Here is a 20203-nt window from a genome sequence, read left to right as displayed (position 1 = left end):
GGAACGTTATGAACGTGAACTGGACGCCGCTTCCGGTGCCGTGGGCGGTGCAGTCCGCCGACCGGATTCCCAAACAGCGGTACTACGACCCGGACTTCTATGCGCTGGAGAACGAGATGTTCTGGCCGCGGGTATGGCAGATGGCCTGCCGGCTCGAGGAGATCCCCAAGACGGGCGATTTCGTAGAGTACGAAATCCTGGATCAGTCGATCATCGTCGTGCGGGTGGACACCGAGAACGTGCGGGCCTACCACAATGCGTGCCGTCACCGCGGAGTGAAACTGGTGGAGGGGAACGGATCCCGGCGCACTTTCGTGTGCCCGTTCCACGGCTGGTGTTGGGGTATCGACGGGCGCAACACCTTCGTGCTGCGGTCCGAGACGTTCGACGAAGAAAATCTGGACCCGCAGGATCTGGCTCTGGTACCGGTGCGATGTGAGCTCTGGGGTGGCTGCGCGTGGATCAACCTCGACGATGACGCACCTGGATTGCGGGACTGCTTCGAACCGTTCGCCACCATTTACGACGCCTGGAAGGTCGAATCGCTGCGCACCGAGTGGTGGCAGTCGTGCCGGCTTCCGGTGAACTGGAAGCTCGCGACGGCCGCGTTCATGGAGGGCTATCACGTCCCGCAGACCCATCCGCAGTTGCTGCCGTCGTCGCAGCCGGCGACCGGCAAACCACCCGGACCCGTACAGACCAGCCTGTATTTCATGCGCACGCTGGGCGAAGGTATGGCCGGGATGACGCACGAGAACGACGTCCGAATCGCCGAGGGCTTGCAGGATATCGAGTTGCCCGCCGACCCCGCCGAGGCGATGGCGGTGTGGAAGCGCACCCTCAATGACGCTGTGGTGCATTGGCATCGGGCCCGCGGCTGCGATATTCCAGACCTCAACGACCTGCAGCGCCGCGGCATCGTGGATGCCATCGGGTTCTGCTTCCCGCATTATTTTCTGCTGCCCCAGTACAGCAGCGCGTCGTCGTACCGCATCCGCCCGCTCGGTCCAGAGGACACGCTGTTCGAAATCTGGTCGCTCACCCGGATTCCGCCGGACCAGCTCACCGGCAGACCGACCCCACCGGAGCCCATGGCACCCGATGATCGGCGGTGGCCGCCGATCCCGGCCCAGGATTTCGCCAACCTGCCCAGACAACAAAAAGGTCTGCACTCCAAGGGGTTTGAGTTCATGCGGCTGTCCAGTCAGATCGAAGGGCTGATCTCCAACTTCGAACGCGTGGTCGACGGATTCCTCGCTGGTCTGCCGTATCAGGCGTTGGTGCCGGCGATTCAGAAGACCAACACCACCATCGACGTGCCGATCGCAGATTTGGGTTTCACGGCCGGTGTCGGCCGATGAGCACCCAGTGGGACCGCTCGGTCGACCTGGTGATCGCGGGCAGCGGCGGTGGCGGGATGGTCGCCGGACTCGCCGCCCTCGATGCCGGGCTGCAACCCCTGATCGTCGAAAAACAGGCCCTGGTGGGCGGTTCGACCGGCCTGTCCGGCGGCATCGTCTGGCTGCCCAACAATCCGCTGATGCGCGCCGACGGCATCCCCGATTCGCACCAGGACGGGCTGGCCTACCTGGCCGACGTGGTCGGTGACATCGGGCCGGCCTCCTCCCCCGCGCGTCGGGAGATGTTTCTCACCGCCGGCTACGAGATGATCAATTTCCTGGTGCGCAAAGGTGTTCGGCTGATCCGCTGCGCCGGCTGGAGCGACTACTACCCGAACCACAAGGGCGGCAACGAGTCCGGCCGGGCGGTGGAGGGAATACCTTTCGACGCCGCCGAATTGGGTCGCTGGCACGACAAAGTGCAGCCGTCGCTGGCCAAGAACTACGGCTACACCGTACTCACCAACGAACTGCGCTCAGTGCAGTACTTCAACCGGTCGCCTCGCGCATTCGCCGTGGCCACTAAGGTTTTCGCCCGCACTCGGGCCGCGAAGATCGCCCGCCGCCAACTCCTCACCAACGGAGCGTCATTGATCGGCCAGATGCTCAAGGTGCTGATCGACCTGAGCGATGGCGAACCCCCGCTGTGGATCAACGCCGCAATGGACGATCTGATCGTCGAGGACGGCCGCGTCGTCGGCGCACGTATCATCCACGACGGCACCCCGGTCAATGTCGAAGCGCGCAAAGGCGTTCTGCTGGCCGCCGGAGGCTTCGGCCACAACGCCGACATGCGCCGGCGGTACAGCGGCGATCAGCCCAACGACGGCAAGTGGTCGATCGCCAACGCCGGGGACACCGGCGAAGTGCTGCAAACCGCGATGCGACTGGGCGCCAAGACCGATCTGCTCGACGAAGCATGGTGGCTGCCTTCGGTTTTCATCGCCAACGGCGGCGCGGCCGCGGCGTCGCTGGGCTCCGGCCGTCAGCGCCCCGGCGCCATCTACGTCGACTCCTCCGGCCGCCGGTTCTGCAACGAGTCGAATTCGTATGTCGAAGTGGGCAAAGCAATGTACGCCAACAAAGCGGTGCCCTGTTGGATGATCTTCGACGACGGCTACGTGCGCCGCTACGTCGCGGGTACCAACCCGGTCAAGCGTCAGCACCTGCCGCCCGAACTTATCGCCAACGGTGCGGTCAAACGGGCCGATGCCCTCGGTGACCTCGCTCGCCACATCGACCTGCCCGCTGACGAACTCGTCCGAACTGTGCAGCGGTTCAACAAGTTCGCCCGCAAGGGGTTAGACCCCGACTTCGGCAGGGGGCAATCGGCCTACAACGACTGTCTGGGCGATCCCGGCTACCGACCCAACGCCGCCCTCGGCCCGCTGGACCGGGCGCCCTATTACGCCACCCGGGTGTTGCCGGCCGACGTCGGCACCTGCGGCGGGGTGATCACCAATGAGCACGCCCAGGTACTCGACGAGCAGGACCGGGTGATCGAAGGGCTCTACGCCACCGGGAACACCACTGCAACGGTGATGGGCCGGACGTACCCGGGTGCCGGGGCCAGCATCGCCAGCTCGATGGTGTTCGGCTACGTGGCCGCCCGACACGCGGCGGGCCGCCGGGTGGCCGGCGAGATGACCCGCTGACCCGCGCGAGCAGACGCAAAAGCCCCTTTTTCCCGTTGAAATTAGGGGCTTTTGCGTCTGCTCGCGCTACTCGTCGCGGCCGATGAAGTCGCGCGGCTTCATGCCCGACTGCATCAGCTCGGCCCGCCGGGCCTGCACGTCGGTGGCGGCACCCACCATGTTGGTCAGAATGTGACTGACCTGCAGGTGCACCCGCATGCCCATCAACTCCCAGGCCCGCTTCACGTTGTTCTTCACCGCCATCAGCGTGGTCAGCGGGATCTGGGCGATCCTGGCCGCCATTTCTTCGACGGTGTCCTCCAGGTCATCCCGAGGCACCACCCTGTTGAGCAGACCCCACTCCAGGGCCTGCTCAGCGGACAGCGTCGGGGCCAGCAGCAGCCAGTCCATGGTGCGGTGCCAGTTCATCAGCAGCCACGGTTCGATCATGGTGTGCCCGCCCGGCTCACCGAGGCTTTGGGCAAGGGGCATCTGGAAATAGGCGTCGTCGGAGGCGACACAGAAATCCGTCAGCAACCCGAGATAGATCCCACCCCCCATGCAGTAGCCGTGGATCTGCGAGATCGTCGGTTTCGGGAACTCCCACAGGTACAGCGTCGGCCATAAGAACAGGTCGGCGGTGCCTTTGTAGAGGTCCTCGAAGGTGTTTCCGAAATCGGGATACGGGTTTTCATCCGGACCCCAGCGGGCCACATGGCCGCCGCAGAAGCCCTTGCCGTTCGCCTTGATGATGACGACCTTGATCTCACCGTCGCGGTCTGCCTCGTGTAGGCAGGTGTCGACCTCGGTGACCAGCACCGCGTCCTTGGTGTTGGCTTTGTCGACCCGGTTGAGGATGATCCGCGCGATCGGTGGCTCACGTTCATAGATGACCGCTTCAAGGACGCGCCGCTCCATGGTTGTGACCCTACCCGACGCGGTTGCCCCGCACCGCTCACCAGCGGTGTTACTCAATGATTTCGCTTGTGCCGCTGCGAAACCCATCCTGGCGGGGGGTTTCGCGGCGATTGCCCGTCACGCCTGCGCCACCAGCCATGCCCGGCCCTCGCCCTCACCGGCCGCCAGCACCGTCAGTTCAGCGAATGCTGAGGGCAGTTCGCCTGGTGCTGCGCGAAACGGCCCAGGCTCGGCGCCCACCTCGCTCAGCGCGGCGATTGCCAGCAGACCGCGCGGCGCCAGGCGATCGATCAGCGCCCGGTCCAGGCGGCGGTCGCGGAACCTGTGGCAGAGGATGAGGTCGACGGGATCGCCGTCGGGCAGTCCGTCGTCGAGGTCGACGGCATCAAACCGGCACCGCTCACCGACTCCGTTCTGCCGCGCCAGTTTCCGTGCATCCGCGATGGCTACCGCGGACACGTCCCATCCCCACACCTGCAGACCCCGCCGGGCGAGCCAAACCGCGTGTTGGCCTTGGCCGCAGGCAATATCGAGAGCTTGTCCCCCGGTAGGTATCAGATCATCATGCGGCGCAAGGAATTCGGGAGCCACCACCGCCGGTGCCGTTCCCGACTGCAGATAACGCGCGTCCCACTGACGTCGATCGTCCCGGCTCACAGCGCCTACGTTACGGCCGGTCCGTCAGCCCTGCCGGCAGGCCGGCTTTCTACACTGGACGGGTGTCAGGAGATGCAAGGGCGCCGCTGGCAGGTGACGTCGCCACCGGCACCGGGCGCCGGTCCGATCGGCGTCCGGGTCAGACCATTCGCAAGGTGATGGACGCCGGTCTGCAGGAGCTGCGTGAATCCTCCTACGCCAACCTGACCATGCGTGCGGTCGCGCAGCGTGCGGGAGTGTCACCGGCCAGTGCCTACACCTACTTCTCGTCCAAGAGTGCGTTGGTTGCCGCGGTTTATCTGCGTTTCCTGCGCGAACTACCGCTACACACCGACGTCAACGACACCACCAGGACCAGGGTGAGCGCGACGATGCGAGACATGGCCCTTGTCGTTGCCGAAGAACCTGAGCTGACCGCGGGCTGCGGCGCGGCACTGATCGCCGACGACGCCGCCGTGGCGCCGCTGCGGGACGAGATCGCCGAGGAGGTGGCGCGGCGCATCGGTGCCGCACTCGGCCCGGGCTGGCCGCGCGCGGTGAAGTCGACATTGCAGATGACCTTTATCGGAGCGCTGATGAGCGCGCGCTTCGCCACCTACCAGGAGATCGCCGGACAGCTGGACGAAGCGGTCCAGCTCATCCTCGGGGCATCCGTCGAGAGCTCTACACCGGGGTGAGCGGCAATGACTTGCGCGGCTGGAACACAAATGTCGAGCCGCCACTGAACTTTGTCACCGCAACCTCATCGAATTCCTTTGCCGCAGTCTCTGTTTCGATGACGATGGCGGTCCAGTCCGTCGGCGTTCCGCTCACCTCGACACTCAGGTGCGGATCGACAGCGGCGACGATCGCCTGTAACGGTTCGACCGATGCCGCCGACACGAGTGCCGGCCACGCCGCGTCCTCATGGGCCGGCGACGGATGCAGATGCACGCGGTCGTGCTCGAAGTCGGCGTACACGTAGGCGGCGGGGTTGAACAGCGGGTGCAGTTCCAGCACCCGCACCGCGCCCTCGACACCACCGGGTAGCTCAAGTGACCGGTGGATCCGCTCGGCTGCCAGACCCGCCAGGCCGATCAGCTGCTTGGTGGCTATCAAGCGAACTTTCTCCGCATCGCCCTCGGCGCGTTCGCTCACCGCAAGGGCAAACGAGAGGTAGAGCAGGTGCATTTGCAGGCACACTTCATCGGCCAGGCGAACCAGCGCCGAGTGGGAGAACGCCTCGAAGTCGAAGTCGGAGACCAGCGGACCCGAGTAATCCGCCTGGCCCGGCTCGGTCCCGTCGATGGGATCGAGTTCGGTGGTGGCCGCACGGGTACGGCCGACGATGTCCAGTGCCGGTATGAATCCGACCTCGGGGTGGGACTCGTCGATGATGACCGTCCAGGCGCAGTGCGGCTGGCGGTCCGCCGGTGTCCGGGGCGGCCGGTGAATAGGCCGAACCTGGGCCCTGCGGTTGGTGGCCAGCGCCGTGGCGTCGAACGTCGGGTCCTCGATGTCGTGGCACATGCCGCGCACGTACTCCTCGCCCATCGGTTCGACATCGAGCAGCGCGCCGCAGTGATCGAGGTGGAACTCGCCGTGCCAGCGATCGTGCACCGTGTACCGGAAGTCCATGAACTGCGGCGGCGCACCGATGTCGAGTTGCAGGCCTTTGAAGATGGTGATCACGTCGTCACCCTCGAAGCGCAGCGCGCGCTGCATGCGCTTGGTGTACAGCGGGCTCGCACCCGCCCATTCGTCGATCGCGATCTGCAGCATTGCCTCACGACCGAATTGCTGGATGCACCAGGCCATTCCAGACCGGTCGATCATCTGACCGATCAGCAGCAACTCCGGCACCAGGGTGGCGAGCTGCGCACGGGTGAGGGCGGCGTACCTGCTGGTCATGGACGGTCCTTCGAGTGGCGACAACGTCGGACTACGCGGCTGACATGGGCTGCATATGCCGCATTTATGGACACTTGTCTGGTTTCGATTCGAACTTTAGTCGACCGGTCCCACCGGAGCAAGGACGCCATAGTCCGAGCAAGATGAGTTTCAGCGTATCAGGATCCGTCACAGCAACCGTTCCTGAGGCGGGCGTAAGGCCAGCACCTTTACTACATGCTGGACAAGTGTCCAGCATGTAGTGGACCGATGCCTCTCGGGCGCTCGCCTGGGGCGCGCATCTGGCGCGGGTTGAGTTGGCCGCAAGCCCTGCTCGTCATGGCGCGGGACGTGTCCGAGGTGCGACGAACCGGGCCTGCGCCGTGACGCTACCGCCCGAATTATCCGGTCCCACAACACTTTCTATCGAAATGCGCATATCGTGACTGACCCGCGGCAGCCAACCGCGCGATTCGGCCGGTCCGGAAGCGTTGCCGCACGGCAAGTAACCGGCGGTTGATCCGCTGCCCTGCTTCGGTAATCCTCGTCGAAGTACGACGATCCGAAGGAGGGCCGGGCATGGCCGGGATAGGACAACTCGCGCTGAACAGTGCGCCGGTCCTGGGTGGGGTGATGCTGGCGATCGCCGCCGGACAGTTCCGGGGGCCTGACTTTCGCAGCATGATCAAGCAGGATATGGACCTGCTCGACCGGCTGCCGCCGGAAGCCGCCGAACGCCGCGCCGAGTTGCAGCGCACCATTAACGCCCGCATCGACGATCTGGTGGAAGCCTCGGATCGGGGTCGCGCGGTGCGCAAGGCGGCGGTGTCCTACCAAGGCAACTGGCGTGACATCGTGCTGTTGCTGTGCGTCTTGCTGTTCACTGTCATCTGGTGGGACGTCAACCACAGCCGCAGCAATTGGATGGTGACGTTCATCCTGCTGATCCTGCTGTCGCTCGTCACGGCTGCCTACGCGCTGCGCGGAGTGCTGCGGGCCGTCACGCACCGGCACGCCAGACCGAAATAACCCATCCGAAGAGGGCATTGCCCACCGCTGGCCGCGGTGCCAGGCTGACACCATGACAGAAGCCCAGGGATTCGTCGACCAGGCTGTGACGGGTCTCGCTGAGCCCCAGCCGATGTATAAGGCACTGCGCGAATCGGCGCCGGTGTTCCGCTCCCCGCAAGCGGTGGTGCTCAGCCGGCTCTCCGATATCGAGATGGCACTCAAACGGACCGATCTGTTCTCGTCGAACATGGACGCGGTCGATCTCGGCAATCTGCGGCCACTGATCCCACTGCAGATCGACCCGCCTGATCATGCCAAGTACCGTCGCATTCTCGATCCGCTGTTCACGCCCCGCGAAATGGCTCGGCGTGAGCCGCAGGTCTCCGCTTTGGTGAACGAGATGATCGACCGTTTCGCCGGCCGGGGCGAGTGTGATTTCCACGCCGAGTTCGCGGTGCCGTTGCCCTGTACCGTGTTTCTGCAATTGCTCGGCTTGCCGTTGGACGATCTCGACACGTTCCTGGAGTGGAAGGACGGCGTGATCCGCCCGGCGGGTGCCACCGATTGGGACGACCGGCACGCGAGCTCGGCGCCGGTGGCGCAGCAGATCTACGACTATTTCGAGCGCGCCATCGACGACCACATCGCAAACCCCCGCGACGACGTGCTTACGGCGATGATCGCGCTGCACCACAAGGGGGATGGTGGCAGCGCGCTCACCCGCGAGGAGTTGCTCGACATCTGCTTCCTGTTCTTGATCGCCGGGCTGGACACCGTGACCGACTCGCTGGACTGTTTCTTCGTGTACCTGGCCCGCAATCCCGAGCACCGCCACCAACTGGTCGAGCAGCCGGACATCCTGCCGCACGCCGTCGAAGAATTGTTGCGTTGGGAGACACCGGTTCCCGGCGTGGTGCGGGTCGCCATGCAGGATGTGGAGATCGGGGGTTGCCCGATCAGCAAGGGTGAGCGGGTCAGCCCATTGCTGGGCGCCGCCAACACCGACCCGGCCGAGTTCGCCGATCCCGAGCTGGTGGACTTCAACCGCAACCCGAACCGGCACCGCGCGTTCGGCGGCGGTCCGCACCGCTGCCTCGGCTCTCATCTGGCCCGCATGGAGTTGCGGGTCGCGTTGCGCGAATTTCACCGTCGCATACCCGATTACGAGATCGCGCCGGGCACCGAGTTGAAGTACACCGCGGCGCTCCGCTCGGTCGAAGCCTTACCGCTGACCTTCCCGGTGCCGGTGCGATGACGCACATCGAGCTCGACGCCGACCGGTGCGTGGGGCACGGCCGGTGCTACTCGTTGGCGCCCGACGTGTACGACGCCGATGACGTCGGGCACTCGATACTGCTGCTGGCGGATGTCTCGGGTCCGTTGGAGGTGCAGGCGGCCACCGGTGCCCAGAACTGCCCCGAAGAGGCAATCACCCTCACACCGTGAGCCGACGCTGCCGCCCACCAGGAGAAGGGACGCCCGACCATGGAGCCGATGTCGCTCGATCCGGTCGCCAGCGAGCGACTGTCGCACGCCGGAAAATCCTTCACGTCCGATCTGTCGATCAACGAATTCGCCCTGCTGCACGGCGCCGGTTTCGAGCCGATCGAACTCGTCATGGGGGTGTCGGTCTACCACGTCGGGTTCCAGTTCACCGGCATGCGGCAACAGCAGGAGCTAGGTGTGCTCACCGAAGCGACCTACCGGGCGCGCTGGAACGCGATGGCCCGCATGCAAGCCGAGGCCGACGCGCTCCAGGCGGACGGGATCGTCGGGGTACGCCTCAACTGGCGCCACCACGGTGAGGGTGGTGAGCACCTGGAATTCATGGCTGTGGGCACCGCAGTGCGTTACAGCGCGAAGCCCGGCGCCTTCCGGCGTCCCAACGGCCAGGCGTTTTCCAGTCATCTGTCCGGTCAGGACATGGTGACGCTGCTGCGTTCCGGGTTCGCCCCGGTGGCATTCGTGATGGGCAACTGCGTGTTTCACATTGCGGTGCAAGGGTTCATGCAGACATTGCGCCAGATCGGCCGCAATATGGAGATGCCGCAGTGGACACAGGGCAACTATCAGGCGCGTGAGCTGGCGATGACGCGCATGCAGACCGAAGCCGAGCGCGACGGTGCCACCGGTGTGGTGGGGGTGCACTTCGCGGTGTCCAACTACGCCTGGGGACACCACACCGTGGAGTTCTACACCGCGGGGACCGCGGTGCGACGCACCGGAAGTGCAGAGACCATCGAGCCCACCTTCGTGCTGGCGATGGACAACTGATGAGCGACTTCGATCCCGAATGGATCAGTCGCACCATCGCAGGCGCGCTCGCCGGACCGGGCGGTATCGCGTTGGTGGTCAAGGTCTTCGCCGGACTGCCGGGCGTGCGGCACACGCCGGCCCGACGCGGGTTGTTCTCGTCCAACCCGGAACGAGTCCAGATCGGTGACTGGCGTTACGAAGTCGCGCGGGACGGCCGACTGCAGGCCGCACACCTCGTCAACGGTGTCGTGATCGCCGAAGACATCCTGCCGGCCGACGCCGTGGGTCCACACCTCGCGCGCTCGCTCAGTCAGATCGTGACCCGCTACGGCACCTCGATCGTCCCGAATATCAACGCGGCCGTCGAGGCGCTCGGCGCCGGATACCGGTTTTGAACTCCAAAACCCTTGTGTCCCAGACTCATCTGCTGCACTCCCGTGACATCACGGTAATGTTCAATCGAACCCGGCGCACCCGACTCACCATCGAGCCCCCACCCCGGGGCCTGCACCGCGTACCCACGTGCGCGCATCGCCAAATCGACCGTGCGGCGCAAACTGCCGGCGGCGATGGTAGACAACTGGGATGACAGTCGCCGCCACCGGGATCACGATCTTTCATCCCCCCGCCGACCCCGAACTGTTCGACCGGTGGCTGGACACTTACCTGGATTCGGCGCGTAGGGCGGCCGGGTTTGTCAGCGCGCGCCGATCCGTCCAGCGCGGCGAACAGCTGGATCACGGTGTCGCGACCTCGTTCGACAGCGCCGCAACGCTGGACGGTTGGCTCGACGGCGCCGACCGCCGGGCCGTACTCGCCGACGGCCACGCGCAGGGCTTTCAGCGGTCCACCGCCGATCTCATGCTCGTGGACGGGGAGCCGGCACCGGCCAACGCCACCATATTCCTGCACCGCGTAGCTGCCGGCAACGACGTCGAATTCGTTGCCGCCCAGGGTGATCTGACGGTGGCTTGCGCCGCGTTCCCCGGCTATGAAGGGACGGCACTGTTCCCCGCTGACGAATCCGGGCAGTGGATGTCGTTGCTGCGCTTCCGCACCGCGGGCCAGCTGTCCGGCTGGATACGCTCGGCGGAGCGCCGGCATGCGTTGCCGCGCCTACGCGACGAATTGACCGACGACTTCGCCGAACTGCCCAGCAGCGCGCCGTTCGGTTCCACCGTCCGCATTGCCGACGGTCAGACGAAGATCACGCCGGCCTGGAAGACCGCCATGCTGGTGGTGCTGTGCCTGTACCCGACCGTGATGCTGCTGACCAAGTGGTTGTCCCCGGCGCTCGCCGGGCTGGGGATCGCGACAGCTCCGGCCATCTTCGTGGGCAACGTCATCAGTGTTGTTCTGCTGCAATGGGTTCTGGTTCCGGCGGCATCGCGACCGTTCCGGCGCTGGCTCGATCCGATCGATGGCGCGTCAGTCCGCACCGGTTTGACGGGGTCGGCGCTGGTGGTCGTCGGCTGCGGCGCGCTGGTGCTGCTGTTCGGTTTGCTCGGGTAGCCGGCCACCGATCATCGTGTGCAACTCCTCGACCGTCCACGGCGGGTTGCCGCTGTGGTCGCGATAGCCCAGCACCTGCGGCGCCGGCCGGCCGTAGCGTCCGACGAAACCCCCTGCGGCAACAAAAATTTGGCCGGTGACGTCGTGGGCCACGTCGCTGGCGAGGTAGCCGTAGAGCGGTGCCACGTACTGCGCGGGGGCAGCGTGCAGCGAAGCGTGCATCGTCATCTCGTCGAGCAGCCCGCGCCGGTGCAGGTCCCTGATATGAGCCTCGTACGCCGGCCCGGTCGATAGGCGGGTCTTCGCACCCGGACAGACCACATTGGCGCGCACCCCGTCAGCCTTCAGCTCCGCCGCGATCGCCATCGTCAGCGCGTTGACGGCACCCTTGCCGGCGGGGTAGCCGGTACCACCGTAGTCGCCGAGAAACGCGGCCGAGCCGGTGTTGACGATGGCGCCGTGGCCTTGGGCCGCCATGATCGGCGCCGCGAGCCGGCAGGTGTGGAACACGGTGCCCAGATGCGAGCCGACCAGCTGATCGAACTCCGCCGGGGTGATCCGCAGAATCGAGGAGTTCGCCGGTTCGGCGATGCCGGCACAGTTGACCAGGACGTCCAATCGCCCGAACGTCGTCGCGCATTCGTCGATCAGTGCGGCAGCGACGTGTTCGTCGTCCGCGGCCCCGGTCACTGCGACGGCGCGGCCTCCCGCAGCCGTGAGCGCATCGACAGTCTGCTGGACGGCGACCGGGTCGCGACCGTTGACTACGACGGAAGCTCCTGCGCTGCAGAGGAATTCGCTCACCGCACGGCCGATGCCGCGGCTGCCGCCGACCACCACCGCGCCCGCCCCCGCCAGCAGATCCGTTGACAGTGCGGGCAATTCAGACCGGGACAGGTTCGAGTTCCTCCTCGTCACTGGCCTGCTGCCGTGGCCACCACAACCAGCGGTCCAGCACCACCATCATGGCCGGCAGGACGAAGGCACGCATCACCAGGGCGTTCAACAACAGACCGAGACCCACCGTGACACCGATCTGCGCCACGCTCACCACCCTGCTCAACGCGAGGGCGATCGTGGTGATCCCGACGACGATGCCACCGGCGGTGACGGTGCCGCCGGTCGCCGCGAACGCCCGGATGATGCTGGTGCGCAGCCCGGCGGCCAGGCCGTCGCGAATACGCAGGGCGAAGAGCAGATTTCCGCCCGAGGCCACGCTGACCATGGACACAAACGCGATGGGCGGCACCGACCAGTGCAACTCGTGGTGCAGCAGACGGTGCCAGATCAGCACGCTGGCGCCCAGCGCGCAGACATACGACGTCGCGATGGTGCCCAGCACCACCAACCCGGCGACCGGACTTCGCAACAGCGCAGCCGAGATGAGCAGGATCACCCCGAGGGTGAGCACCGCCATCAGCACCAGGTCACCGCCGATGATGTCCTGCAGGTCGCGGGTGGCCGGTCCGACGCCGGTGAGTTGCACGCCGGTCGATTTCAGCGCGCCGTCCGTGGTCGCATCCGCCACGGCGACCGAGATGGCCCGCGCGCGTACCGCGCCTTCGTCACCCCACTCGTGACCGTTGCCATAGACGTACAGTCGCGTCGAGTGTCCATTCGGGGAGAAGAATTCGTTCAGTGCGGGACGCATATTCGGGTCGGTGAGGATCTTTCGGGACGCGTAGAGATCGACCCCGGGGCTGCCCTGCGAGATGGAGACCAGACTGCGCAGGTAGGTCGGAAGTTCTTGGGTGGGCACCGGACGGGGGTTCTTCAGCACCTCGCGCAAGCCCGCAGTCATCGCCCGCGTCTGCTCGAGTGGGGCGCTGTGGCTGATCAGGATGTTCGGCAAACCCGACAGCCCGGTTGCCGCGGCGGCGTCGGCGATCTCCTTACTGAGTTGATCGGCGGCATCGGCCAACGTGTTGGAGCTGTCGACGACAGCGGTCGCCCACTGCACCGCCTCCTGGGCGGCCGCACACACCGGCGTCGCCCGGCAGTCCGTCAACGCGCCGACGAACTTACGCAGCGGCTCGAAGATCTCCGAAACCTCCGCGGACCGGGCCCGCACCTTCACGATGGCTTCCTGGGTCAGATGAATGGCCAAACTCACGCCACCGATCGCGTAGTTGCCCGCAAACGAGCCCGACTGAATCAGATCGAGCCCGGTGACCAGCTCACCCGCGGCGGTGTCGAGTTTGGCGAACGTGTCCTCCCGAGCGGTGATCTGGTCGGCGAATTCCTCCAGCCGGTCGCCGACGTTGCCGCCGGTCGCGGTCAGCGCGGCCTGTTTGGAGACCATCCCGCCCGGGTGGCTGGCGGACTGCACCATCCGGACCCCGGAAATCGTCATGATGTTGCTGGTCACCTGCTCGATCGCGGTCAGTGCCGCCGGGTTGCGCAGATCGTGGTCGGTCTCGATCGTGACCACGTCGGGAAGCAACTGGTTCGGCGGGAAGTGCTGATCGACGATCTGGTAACCGCGGCGGGACTCCGAGTTCGCAGAGGTCGTCTGCGTTTCGTCCCACCCGATCGGTACTCCGGGCAGCCCGATGATCAGGATCAGCACCAGGATTCCGCTGGCTACCAGAATCGGCGCCGGCCAGCGTGCCACCTGGGTGCCGATGCGCCGCCACCGGCGCCGCCAATAGTTTCGCTTCGGCGGCTTGACCAGGTCCGCCCGGCTGGCCAGCGCGACGAGGGCGGGTGTCAACGTCAGCGCGGCCAGTCCGGCCGCGAAAACACCAATGCCACAGAGAATTCCGGTGGTCGCGAACATACTGATCTTGGCCAGACTCAGCCAGGCCAAGGCACCCAACGGTGCCACGACGATGAGTATCGAGCCTAAGATCGCCGGCGCCACACCCTGATAGGCGCCGGCAACTGCCGTCGGGGGATCGAAGTTTTGTCGTCGTAGCTCGTGATATCGCCCGATCACGAAGATCGAGAAGCCGGTACCGGCCCCCACTGCCACGGCCACGCTGACCGACAGAGAGAACAGCGACACACTGATAATTTCGCGCGCGGCCAGCGCCGACACCACCGGCTTGGCTACCGCCAGCGCCAAGGTCACCGATACCAGGGGCACCATCGCGGTGATCAGGGATCCGTAGACGACCAACAGCAGCACGAATAACACCACGAACGTCGTCGCCGTGATGACCTGGGTCTGCCGGTCGATCGCATCGAACTCGTCCATCACGGTGGCCCCGGGACCGGTGATGTAGACGTGCAGATTGTCCGGCGGATGCAGTTGGGCGACGATGCCGCGCGCCGCGTTGATCGAATCAACGGCTTCCGTCGAACCCACCACCCCCCCGAGTCGCAACGGGGCGGTCATGACATGGCGATCGGCGCTCATCGCGACCTGCGCGGTCGCCGGCACCAGCCACCAATCGGTCACCTGAAGGACGTGCGTGCTGTCCGCGCGCAGCGCCGTGACCAGTTGGTTGTAGTAGTCCCGATCGTGTTCGTCGAGGGCCCCGATCCGTTCCAGGATCAGGTAACCGACATTGTCGGTGGGCGCCTGCGAGAACGCCGCCGCCGACCTTTGCACCGCCACCGCGGCCCTGGTCCCGGGCGGCAGGAACGGCTGGTCTTCATCGGCGACCACCTGCTCGAGTGGCGGAGTGAGGCTGTTGCCCGCGACCGTCAACATGGCCCACACCCCGACGATCAGCAGCGCGAAGCGGTAGATGTATCGGCCCGTCACCACGTGAACCTCAGCCGCGCCGCGCGAATGTCACGCGGCGGCTCATAGGAGTTCAACGGGCGCATCACCTTCTCATTCGATACCGAACCCGGGCCCGGACGGAATCGGCTAATTCAACCACCACTGTCCTCAGTTCGACAGCGATTTGCCGCGGCCGCGGTCGCACGGATGGCGCGTCAAGCGAGTGTTTCGCCGTTTCTTGCACGCCGGTGTCGTAACGTTTCCACAGGTCCGGGCAGACCTCGAGAACGTTACGACACCGGCACCGCGCCACGAAGGGGGCACGCGACATGCGGAGGCCAGTCATCGTCGTCGCCGCCTGCGCGGCCCTACTGGTGGCCGGATGCAGCGAGGCGAAGAATCATCACCCGTCCGGGAGCAGCCGGCCGTCGCCAGAAGCGGCGGCGACCTCGCAACCCGGTAACCCGACCGAGCCGCCGGTGGTGGCGAAGATGACGTTGCGCTATGAGGAGGCCACCACCCCCGAGGCGCAACGCGGCCGCCAGCTGATGGTGGACGCAAAGGTGTTGGAGAGCGTCGCGGGCCACGTCAACGACACCTTGAACCTGCCGCATGACGTCGGCGCCGTGGCCAAGCAGTGCGGTGAGGCCAACGACTACTGGGATCCCAACCTCAACGAGATTCAACTGTGCTACGAAGACATTCAGCAAAGCGAAGAGAGATTCGCCCGCGCTGAGAACCCGGATCCGGCGCTGGCCGCGGTCAACGCGACGATCTCCGGCTTCTACCACGAACTCGGCCACGCCACGCTGTCCATCTACGAGCTCGCTTTCACCGGCCGCGAAGAGGATGTTGCCGACCAACTGTCGGCTTTCGAGCTGCTGGACCCCGGCGCCGACGGCAAGCCTTATCCCAATGGGGTACGCATCGCGACCGACACTGCGCAGGATTGGCGGCTGAGCGCCAAAGAGGCGGGCGACGCCAACGAACTGCCGTTCTGGGACGGCCACTCGATGGACATCACCCGGATGTACAACTGGGAATGCTGGATCTACGGGTCGGACACGACGGCCAACGCCGGCATCGTGTCCTCGGGTGACTTACCGGAAGACCGCGCCGGCAACTGCGAAGAGGAATTCCAGAACATGTCCAGGGCGTGGCGCCAGATGTTGGGGCCGCACCTGAAGAAACCCAGCTGAGCCGCCGCAGCGCCCGACGGGATTTCACGCGGTATTCAGGCAGCAGTCGGTCCGCGCTCGTCGACCGCACATGAGCACCGGATTCCCTCAGGCGTATGCGGGTGGTACAGGTCGCCAACTTCTACGGACCCAGATCCGGCGGGCTACGCACGGCGGTCGACCGACTGGGCGCGGAATACTGCGCCAGGGATCACGAGGTTTTCCTGATCGTCCCCGGTCAACGCGCAGACCGCCGCACTCTGGACAGCGGGGTCGTCCGGATCACGTTGCCCGCCAGACTGCTTCCGCGCACCGGCGGCTACCGGGCGATCATGCCCGGGCCGGTGTGCGCCCTGCTGGAGTCGCTGCGACCGGACGCCCTGGAGGTTTCCGATCGGCTGACGCTGCGCTCGCTGGGCCGGTGGGGCCGCGAGCACGGTGCCACCACCGTGATGATCTCCCACGAACGCCTGGATCGCCTTGCCGGGCAAGTGCTTCCGCGTCGCGCCGCGCAGCGGGTGGCTGATTTCGCCAACCGGCGCACCGCCGCCGACTACGACACCGTGGTGTGCACCACCGCGTTCGCCCGCGCCGAATTCGACCGGATCGGCGCGACCAACACCGTCACCGTCCCGCTGGGCGTCGACCTGCACACCTTCCACCCGCGGCAGCGTTGCGCCGAGCTGAGACGCAACTTCGCGGCGCCCGAACAGCTGCTGCTGGTCCACTGTGGCCGGTTGTCGGTGGAGAAACGCGCCGACCGCAGCATCGATGCGCTGGCTTCACTGTGCGACGCCGGCGTCGATGCCCGCCTTGTCGTCGTGGGAACCGGCCCACTGCAGGCCCGGCTGCAGCGTCAGGCCGCCGGGCTACCGGTCGACTTCACCGGGTTCGTCGCCGACCGGCACACCGTCGCCGCCCTGCTGGCCTCCGCCGACGTCGCTCTCGCACCGGGACCGCACGAGACGTTCGGGCTGGCCGCCCTGGAATCGCTGGCATGTGGCACGCCGGCCGTGGTGTCGCGCACCTCGGCCCTGGCCGAGATTGTCACCGCCGACAGCGGCGCGCTCGCCGACAACGATCCGGTGGCCATCGCACACGCGGCCCGCGACATCGTCGGCCGGCCCGAGTCGCAGCGGCGGATGGGCGCGCGGCACCGCGCCGAGATGTTCACCTGGCAGCGGTCGGCCGCCGGCATGCTGACATCGCTGGACACCAGGCAGGCGTCCTAGCCCCCGCGCAGGTCAGTTGGCGAGGTCGCACGAATCGATCAACCCCGGCCCGTAGGTGGTGGCGCCGCATTCGCATTCCCACCGGATATGCGGGCCACACGAACACGACACCGTGACTACCGTCATGTGTCCCGGCAACAACCAGTGACCGCGCGGGCAGCGCCGCGGCGGCCGGTCCGCCCAGTTTGCAAGCGAAACGTGCGACCGCTCGCCGACATCAAGACTCACGCGGATCACGGTCGCATCTGAATCGCCGCGAAATCCAGTGCGCTACATCGATTGTGACCCTTCGTTGCCGCTCCTTGACCGTGTCGTTGCACAAATGGCGGAGCCGGCTGCCGAGGTGGACGCCTCATCTACAGTGGATCGGGTGTTCGGGTGCGGTGTCGCGGTGCCGGGGTCGGCGTGACCGCACGACTCGCCGCGCGCGGTTCGGTGATCGATATCCCCGACGAGCCGGACCGGGTGCGGATGCACGCCGAGACGGGTGCCCGGTTGCGCTCGGCGATGACTCAGCACGGAGTCGACGCGCTGATCCTGCTGCTGAACGGCCATGTCGGATACGCCACCGGGGTCAGTTGGCCGTTGCTGGACGCCGGCCTGTCGCACGTCGAGCGACCCGTCGCCGTGGTGTTGGCTGACGACGAGCATCCGCACCTGTTCATGCCGTTCCGCAGCGGCGTCGCCATCCAGAGCCAGGTCCCCGCCGATCACCTGCACGCCCCGGTGTATCTCGAATTCGACCGTGGGGTAGCGCATTTCGCTCAGATTCTGAGCGGATTGATCTCGCCGGGCGCCGCCGTCGCCGTGGACGAGCTGACCGGCGCCATGCGGCGAGCCGGTGCTGCGCTGTTTCCCGCCGGACCACCGTCAGACGCGGCAGTGGTGCTGGCGGCGGCCCAGCTGGTCAAGACCCGTGACGAACTTTCCTGCATCCGTCGCGCCAGTCGGATCACCGAGCAGGCGGTGAGCGACGTGCAGCAGGCCCTGGCCCCGGGGGTGCGCCAGATCGATCTGTCGGCGGCGTTCGTCCGGCGCGCATTCGAACTGGGTGCCACCGCGAACATGCTGGAAGCAATCTGGCAGGTGATGCCGGCTTCGCGCGCTACGGGGGTCTGGACCACCCACGGCGATCTGGCCCTGCCGCTGTTGACCACCGACCGCGAACTGGCAGCTGGTGACGTGTTGTGGACCGATATCAGCATCAGCTACGCCGGGTACTGCTCGGACTTCGGGCGCACCTGGCTGGTGGGCGAAGAACCCACGCCGCGTCAGCAACAGCAGTTCGCGCAGTGGCGGGCCATCCTGGAGGCCGTCCTGGCAGTCACCAGAGCCGGCGCCACGTCGGGCGACCTGGCCCGGGCCGCGATCGCGGCCAACGGCGGGCGCAAGCCGTGGCTACCGCATTTCTACCTGGGGCACGGGATCGGTACCTACCCCGCCGAAAGCCCCATGATCGGAACCGATCTCGGTGCGGAGTTCGACGACAATTTCATGTTCCCGGCCGGCATGGTGCTGGTGTTGGAGCCGGTGGTGTGGGAAGACGGTACCGGCGGATATCGCAGTGAGGAGATCGTGGTGGTCACCGAGAACGGTTACACCCCGATCACCGACTACCCCTACTCCCCGTATGGCGACTGAAGTCTCGCCCGATTCACCGGCGCTGCGGATGGCCCGCCGCGAGCGCGCGCTGGCCCAGATGGCAGCACACGATCTCGACGTCCTGGTCCTCGGGCGGCAGGCCAATATCCGCTACGTCACCGGGGCGCCGCAACTGTGGATCGCCGGGACCCGTCCGTTCGGGCCGATGTGTGTGGTGGTGCGCGCGGACGGACGGATCTATCTGAACAGCACCGATGACGAGGGCGTCCCGGAGGAGATCAGCCACGACCAGCTCTACGGGCTGGCTTGGAACCCCATGACTCTCATCGAGGTGATCAAAGGAATCGAGGGAGCTGCCACCGCCCGCCGGGTCGGCACCGACGCGATCACCCCCACCTTCGCGGCGTTACTGCCGCTGGCGTTTCCGCATGCCAACATCGTCGACGGTGAACCCGCGTTGACTGCCGCGCGACGCAGCAAGTGCCCCGAGGAGATCACGGCCATGGGACCGGCGCTGCGGGTGGCCGACCGCGGCCTCGCTGCCGCGGTCGCCGAACTGCGACCGGGGGTTGCCGAGCAGACTTTGACCGGCGCGATGCTCGAGGCGATGGCCGCCGGTGGCGTCAGCACGCCGGCCACCCAGGACTGCACCTGGGTGACGTCGCACGAAGACCCGTGGCGTCGCGCCGGGACCGAGATACGCGCGGGAGACTTGGTCGCGTTCTCCGCCGGTGCGCTGGCCGACGGTTACGTGGCCGAGATCGCCCGGACCTGGCCGGCCGGCCAGGCTGCCGGTGAGCCCGTTCGCGATCTCTACCGACGCTCAAATGCCCTGCACGACAAGCTCATTGCAGGCTGTCGTGCCGGTGCTCCGGTGCAGGGGTTGCTCGCGGCTTATCCGGCCGTCGGCGAGCCGCTGCCGCCGATGCCCGTCGCGCACGGACTCGGGCTGGGTTTCGATCCGCCCGTGGTAACCGAAAAACTCTGTCTCGCAACGGACGACGAGTGCCTGGCGACCGGAATGGTGCTGGCGATCACCGGGTACGTGTGGCAGCGGGGGTTGGGCGGGGTATTGCGTCGCGACACCGTGCTGATCACTGACGGTGCCGCAGCGGTACTGTCCGACAGCCCGTCCTGGGCTGCGACGTAGGCCCTCCAGCTTGGCGTCCTGCGCCGATAGCGATAAATCAGCAGGTATGCCGGCTTGGGGTCGGCCGAGCACGTCACCAGCGGCAGCTTCGGATCGTCGTTGCCGGACCTT

General features: G+C 66.4%; 17 protein-coding genes and 1 pseudogene. 13 read left to right on the top strand and 5 right to left on the bottom strand.

What is annotated here, in order from left to right; genetic code table 11:
* The first annotated feature begins 8 nt into the window (after positions 1 to 8).
* Both AC5Y3Z_RS07185 and AC5Y3Z_RS07180 read left to right on the top strand, forming a co-directional pair.
* Positions 9 to 1361, top strand: coding sequence for an aromatic ring-hydroxylating oxygenase subunit alpha (locus tag AC5Y3Z_RS07185; RefSeq protein ID WP_463825379.1), 1353 nt, complete (start codon positions 9 to 11; stop codon positions 1359 to 1361).
* Entirely contained in the window at positions 1358 to 3055 is a 1698-nt protein-coding gene (locus AC5Y3Z_RS07180) for an FAD-binding protein (RefSeq protein WP_463825378.1), read from the top strand. Before AC5Y3Z_RS07185 ends, AC5Y3Z_RS07180 begins: the two co-directional genes overlap by 4 nt.
* Before the next feature lie 66 nt (positions 3056 to 3121).
* Here the strand turns inward: AC5Y3Z_RS07180 and AC5Y3Z_RS07175 are convergent, their stop codons facing one another.
* Positions 3122 to 3952: an enoyl-CoA hydratase-related protein gene (locus tag AC5Y3Z_RS07175; protein WP_463825377.1), complete on the bottom strand. Its 831-nt coding sequence runs from the start codon at positions 3950 to 3952 to the stop codon at positions 3122 to 3124.
* Positions 3953 to 4069: 117 nt separating this feature from the next.
* A complete protein-coding gene (locus tag AC5Y3Z_RS07170) occupies positions 4070 to 4609 on the bottom strand; it encodes a class I SAM-dependent methyltransferase (protein ID WP_463825376.1) in 540 nt (179 codons plus the stop codon).
* Positions 4610 to 4767: 158 nt separating this feature from the next.
* On the opposite strand from AC5Y3Z_RS07170, the gene AC5Y3Z_RS07165 reads away from it, so the two are divergent.
* The gene (locus tag AC5Y3Z_RS07165) at positions 4768 to 5286 is read left to right on the top strand and encodes a TetR/AcrR family transcriptional regulator (RefSeq protein ID WP_463825471.1); all 519 of its coding nucleotides are present in this window, start codon (positions 4768 to 4770) and stop codon (positions 5284 to 5286) included.
* On the opposite strand, the gene AC5Y3Z_RS07160 is transcribed toward AC5Y3Z_RS07165, so the two are convergent.
* Positions 5273 to 6499, bottom strand: coding sequence for a hypothetical protein (locus AC5Y3Z_RS07160; protein ID WP_463825375.1), 1227 nt, complete (start codon positions 6497 to 6499; stop codon positions 5273 to 5275). The genes AC5Y3Z_RS07165 and AC5Y3Z_RS07160 overlap by 14 nt on opposite strands.
* Before the next feature lie 558 nt (positions 6500 to 7057).
* On the opposite strand from AC5Y3Z_RS07160, the gene AC5Y3Z_RS07155 reads away from it, so the two are divergent.
* The 6 genes from AC5Y3Z_RS07155 (at position 7058) to AC5Y3Z_RS07130 (ending at position 11257) form a co-directional block, all read left to right on the top strand.
* Complete coding sequence (locus AC5Y3Z_RS07155) at positions 7058 to 7507, top strand: hypothetical protein (RefSeq protein ID WP_463825374.1); 450 nt, start codon at positions 7058 to 7060, stop codon at positions 7505 to 7507.
* 52 nt (positions 7508 to 7559) lie between these two features.
* Complete coding sequence (locus AC5Y3Z_RS07150) at positions 7560 to 8744, top strand: cytochrome P450 (RefSeq protein ID WP_463825373.1); 1185 nt, start codon at positions 7560 to 7562, stop codon at positions 8742 to 8744.
* Entirely contained in the window at positions 8741 to 8935 is a 195-nt protein-coding gene (locus AC5Y3Z_RS07145) for a ferredoxin (protein ID WP_463825372.1), read from the top strand. The genes AC5Y3Z_RS07150 and AC5Y3Z_RS07145 overlap by 4 nt, the downstream gene beginning before the upstream one ends.
* A 39-nt stretch (positions 8936 to 8974) precedes the next feature.
* Positions 8975 to 9763, top strand: a complete 789-nt coding sequence (locus AC5Y3Z_RS07140; protein WP_463825371.1) for a heavy metal-binding domain-containing protein — start codon at positions 8975 to 8977, stop codon at positions 9761 to 9763.
* Positions 9763 to 10140 (top strand): DUF5073 family protein, encoded by a 378-nt coding sequence (locus tag AC5Y3Z_RS07135; RefSeq protein WP_463825370.1) that lies wholly within the window; start codon positions 9763 to 9765, stop codon positions 10138 to 10140. Before AC5Y3Z_RS07140 ends, AC5Y3Z_RS07135 begins: the two co-directional genes overlap by 1 nt.
* A gap of 190 nt (positions 10141 to 10330) precedes the next feature.
* The gene (locus tag AC5Y3Z_RS07130; protein WP_463825369.1) at positions 10331 to 11257 is read left to right on the top strand and encodes a putative antibiotic biosynthesis monooxygenase; all 927 of its coding nucleotides are present in this window, start codon (positions 10331 to 10333) and stop codon (positions 11255 to 11257) included.
* A gap of 6 nt (positions 11258 to 11263) precedes the next feature.
* Here AC5Y3Z_RS07130 and AC5Y3Z_RS07125 read toward each other — a convergent pair.
* A pseudogene (locus tag AC5Y3Z_RS07125) lies at positions 11264 to 12139 on the bottom strand (SDR family NAD(P)-dependent oxidoreductase); the annotation flags it as partial.
* A gap of 1 nt (position 12140) precedes the next feature.
* Positions 12141 to 14969, bottom strand: coding sequence for an MMPL/RND family transporter (locus tag AC5Y3Z_RS07120; protein WP_463825368.1), 2829 nt, complete (start codon positions 14967 to 14969; stop codon positions 12141 to 12143).
* Positions 14970 to 15259: 290 nt separating this feature from the next.
* On the opposite strand from AC5Y3Z_RS07120, the gene AC5Y3Z_RS07115 reads away from it, so the two are divergent.
* The 4 genes from AC5Y3Z_RS07115 (at position 15260) to AC5Y3Z_RS07100 (ending at position 20092) form a co-directional block, all read left to right on the top strand.
* The gene (locus AC5Y3Z_RS07115; RefSeq protein ID WP_463825367.1) at positions 15260 to 16129 is read left to right on the top strand and encodes a DUF4344 domain-containing metallopeptidase; all 870 of its coding nucleotides are present in this window, start codon (positions 15260 to 15262) and stop codon (positions 16127 to 16129) included.
* A gap of 95 nt (positions 16130 to 16224) precedes the next feature.
* The gene (locus AC5Y3Z_RS07110; RefSeq protein WP_463825366.1) at positions 16225 to 17340 is read left to right on the top strand and encodes a glycosyltransferase; all 1116 of its coding nucleotides are present in this window, start codon (positions 16225 to 16227) and stop codon (positions 17338 to 17340) included.
* 471 nt (positions 17341 to 17811) lie between these two features.
* Complete coding sequence (locus tag AC5Y3Z_RS07105; protein WP_463825469.1) at positions 17812 to 18981, top strand: M24 family metallopeptidase; 1170 nt, start codon at positions 17812 to 17814, stop codon at positions 18979 to 18981.
* Positions 18971 to 20092: a M24 family metallopeptidase gene (locus AC5Y3Z_RS07100; protein WP_463825365.1), complete on the top strand. Its 1122-nt coding sequence runs from the start codon at positions 18971 to 18973 to the stop codon at positions 20090 to 20092. The genes AC5Y3Z_RS07105 and AC5Y3Z_RS07100 overlap by 11 nt, the downstream gene beginning before the upstream one ends.
* Positions 20093 to 20203: the final 111 nt, after the last annotated feature.

The organism is Mycobacterium sp. NGS61 (genome assembly GCF_059812325.1).
This window is presented reverse-complemented; position numbering and strand designations above follow the sequence as displayed.

Bases quoted from the DNA above. Each gene is read 5' to 3' on its own strand.
- AC5Y3Z_RS07185 (WP_463825379.1), top strand. From the start codon at position 9: ATGAACGTGAACTGGACGCCGCTTCCGGTGCCGTGGGCGGTGCAGTCC.
- AC5Y3Z_RS07180 (WP_463825378.1), top strand. From the start codon at position 1,358: ATGAGCACCCAGTGGGACCGCTCGGTCGACCTGGTGATCGCGGGCAGC.
- AC5Y3Z_RS07175 (WP_463825377.1), bottom strand. From the start codon at position 3,952: ATGGAGCGGCGCGTCCTTGAAGCGGTCATCTATGAACGTGAGCCACCG.
- AC5Y3Z_RS07165 (WP_463825471.1), top strand. From the start codon at position 4,768: ATGGACGCCGGTCTGCAGGAGCTGCGTGAATCCTCCTACGCCAACCTG.
- AC5Y3Z_RS07160 (WP_463825375.1), bottom strand. From the start codon at position 6,499: ATGACCAGCAGGTACGCCGCCCTCACCCGTGCGCAGCTCGCCACCCTG.
- AC5Y3Z_RS07155 (WP_463825374.1), top strand. From the start codon at position 7,058: ATGGCCGGGATAGGACAACTCGCGCTGAACAGTGCGCCGGTCCTGGGT.
- AC5Y3Z_RS07150 (WP_463825373.1), top strand. From the start codon at position 7,560: ATGACAGAAGCCCAGGGATTCGTCGACCAGGCTGTGACGGGTCTCGCT.
- AC5Y3Z_RS07145 (WP_463825372.1), top strand. From the start codon at position 8,741: ATGACGCACATCGAGCTCGACGCCGACCGGTGCGTGGGGCACGGCCGG.
- AC5Y3Z_RS07140 (WP_463825371.1), top strand. From the start codon at position 8,975: ATGGAGCCGATGTCGCTCGATCCGGTCGCCAGCGAGCGACTGTCGCAC.
- AC5Y3Z_RS07135 (WP_463825370.1), top strand. From the start codon at position 9,763: ATGAGCGACTTCGATCCCGAATGGATCAGTCGCACCATCGCAGGCGCG.
- AC5Y3Z_RS07130 (WP_463825369.1), top strand. From the start codon at position 10,331: ATGACAGTCGCCGCCACCGGGATCACGATCTTTCATCCCCCCGCCGAC.
- AC5Y3Z_RS07115 (WP_463825367.1), top strand. From the start codon at position 15,260: ATGCGGAGGCCAGTCATCGTCGTCGCCGCCTGCGCGGCCCTACTGGTG.
- AC5Y3Z_RS07110 (WP_463825366.1), top strand. From the start codon at position 16,225: ATGCGGGTGGTACAGGTCGCCAACTTCTACGGACCCAGATCCGGCGGG.
- AC5Y3Z_RS07105 (WP_463825469.1), top strand. From the start codon at position 17,812: ATGCACGCCGAGACGGGTGCCCGGTTGCGCTCGGCGATGACTCAGCAC.
- AC5Y3Z_RS07100 (WP_463825365.1), top strand. From the start codon at position 18,971: ATGGCGACTGAAGTCTCGCCCGATTCACCGGCGCTGCGGATGGCCCGC.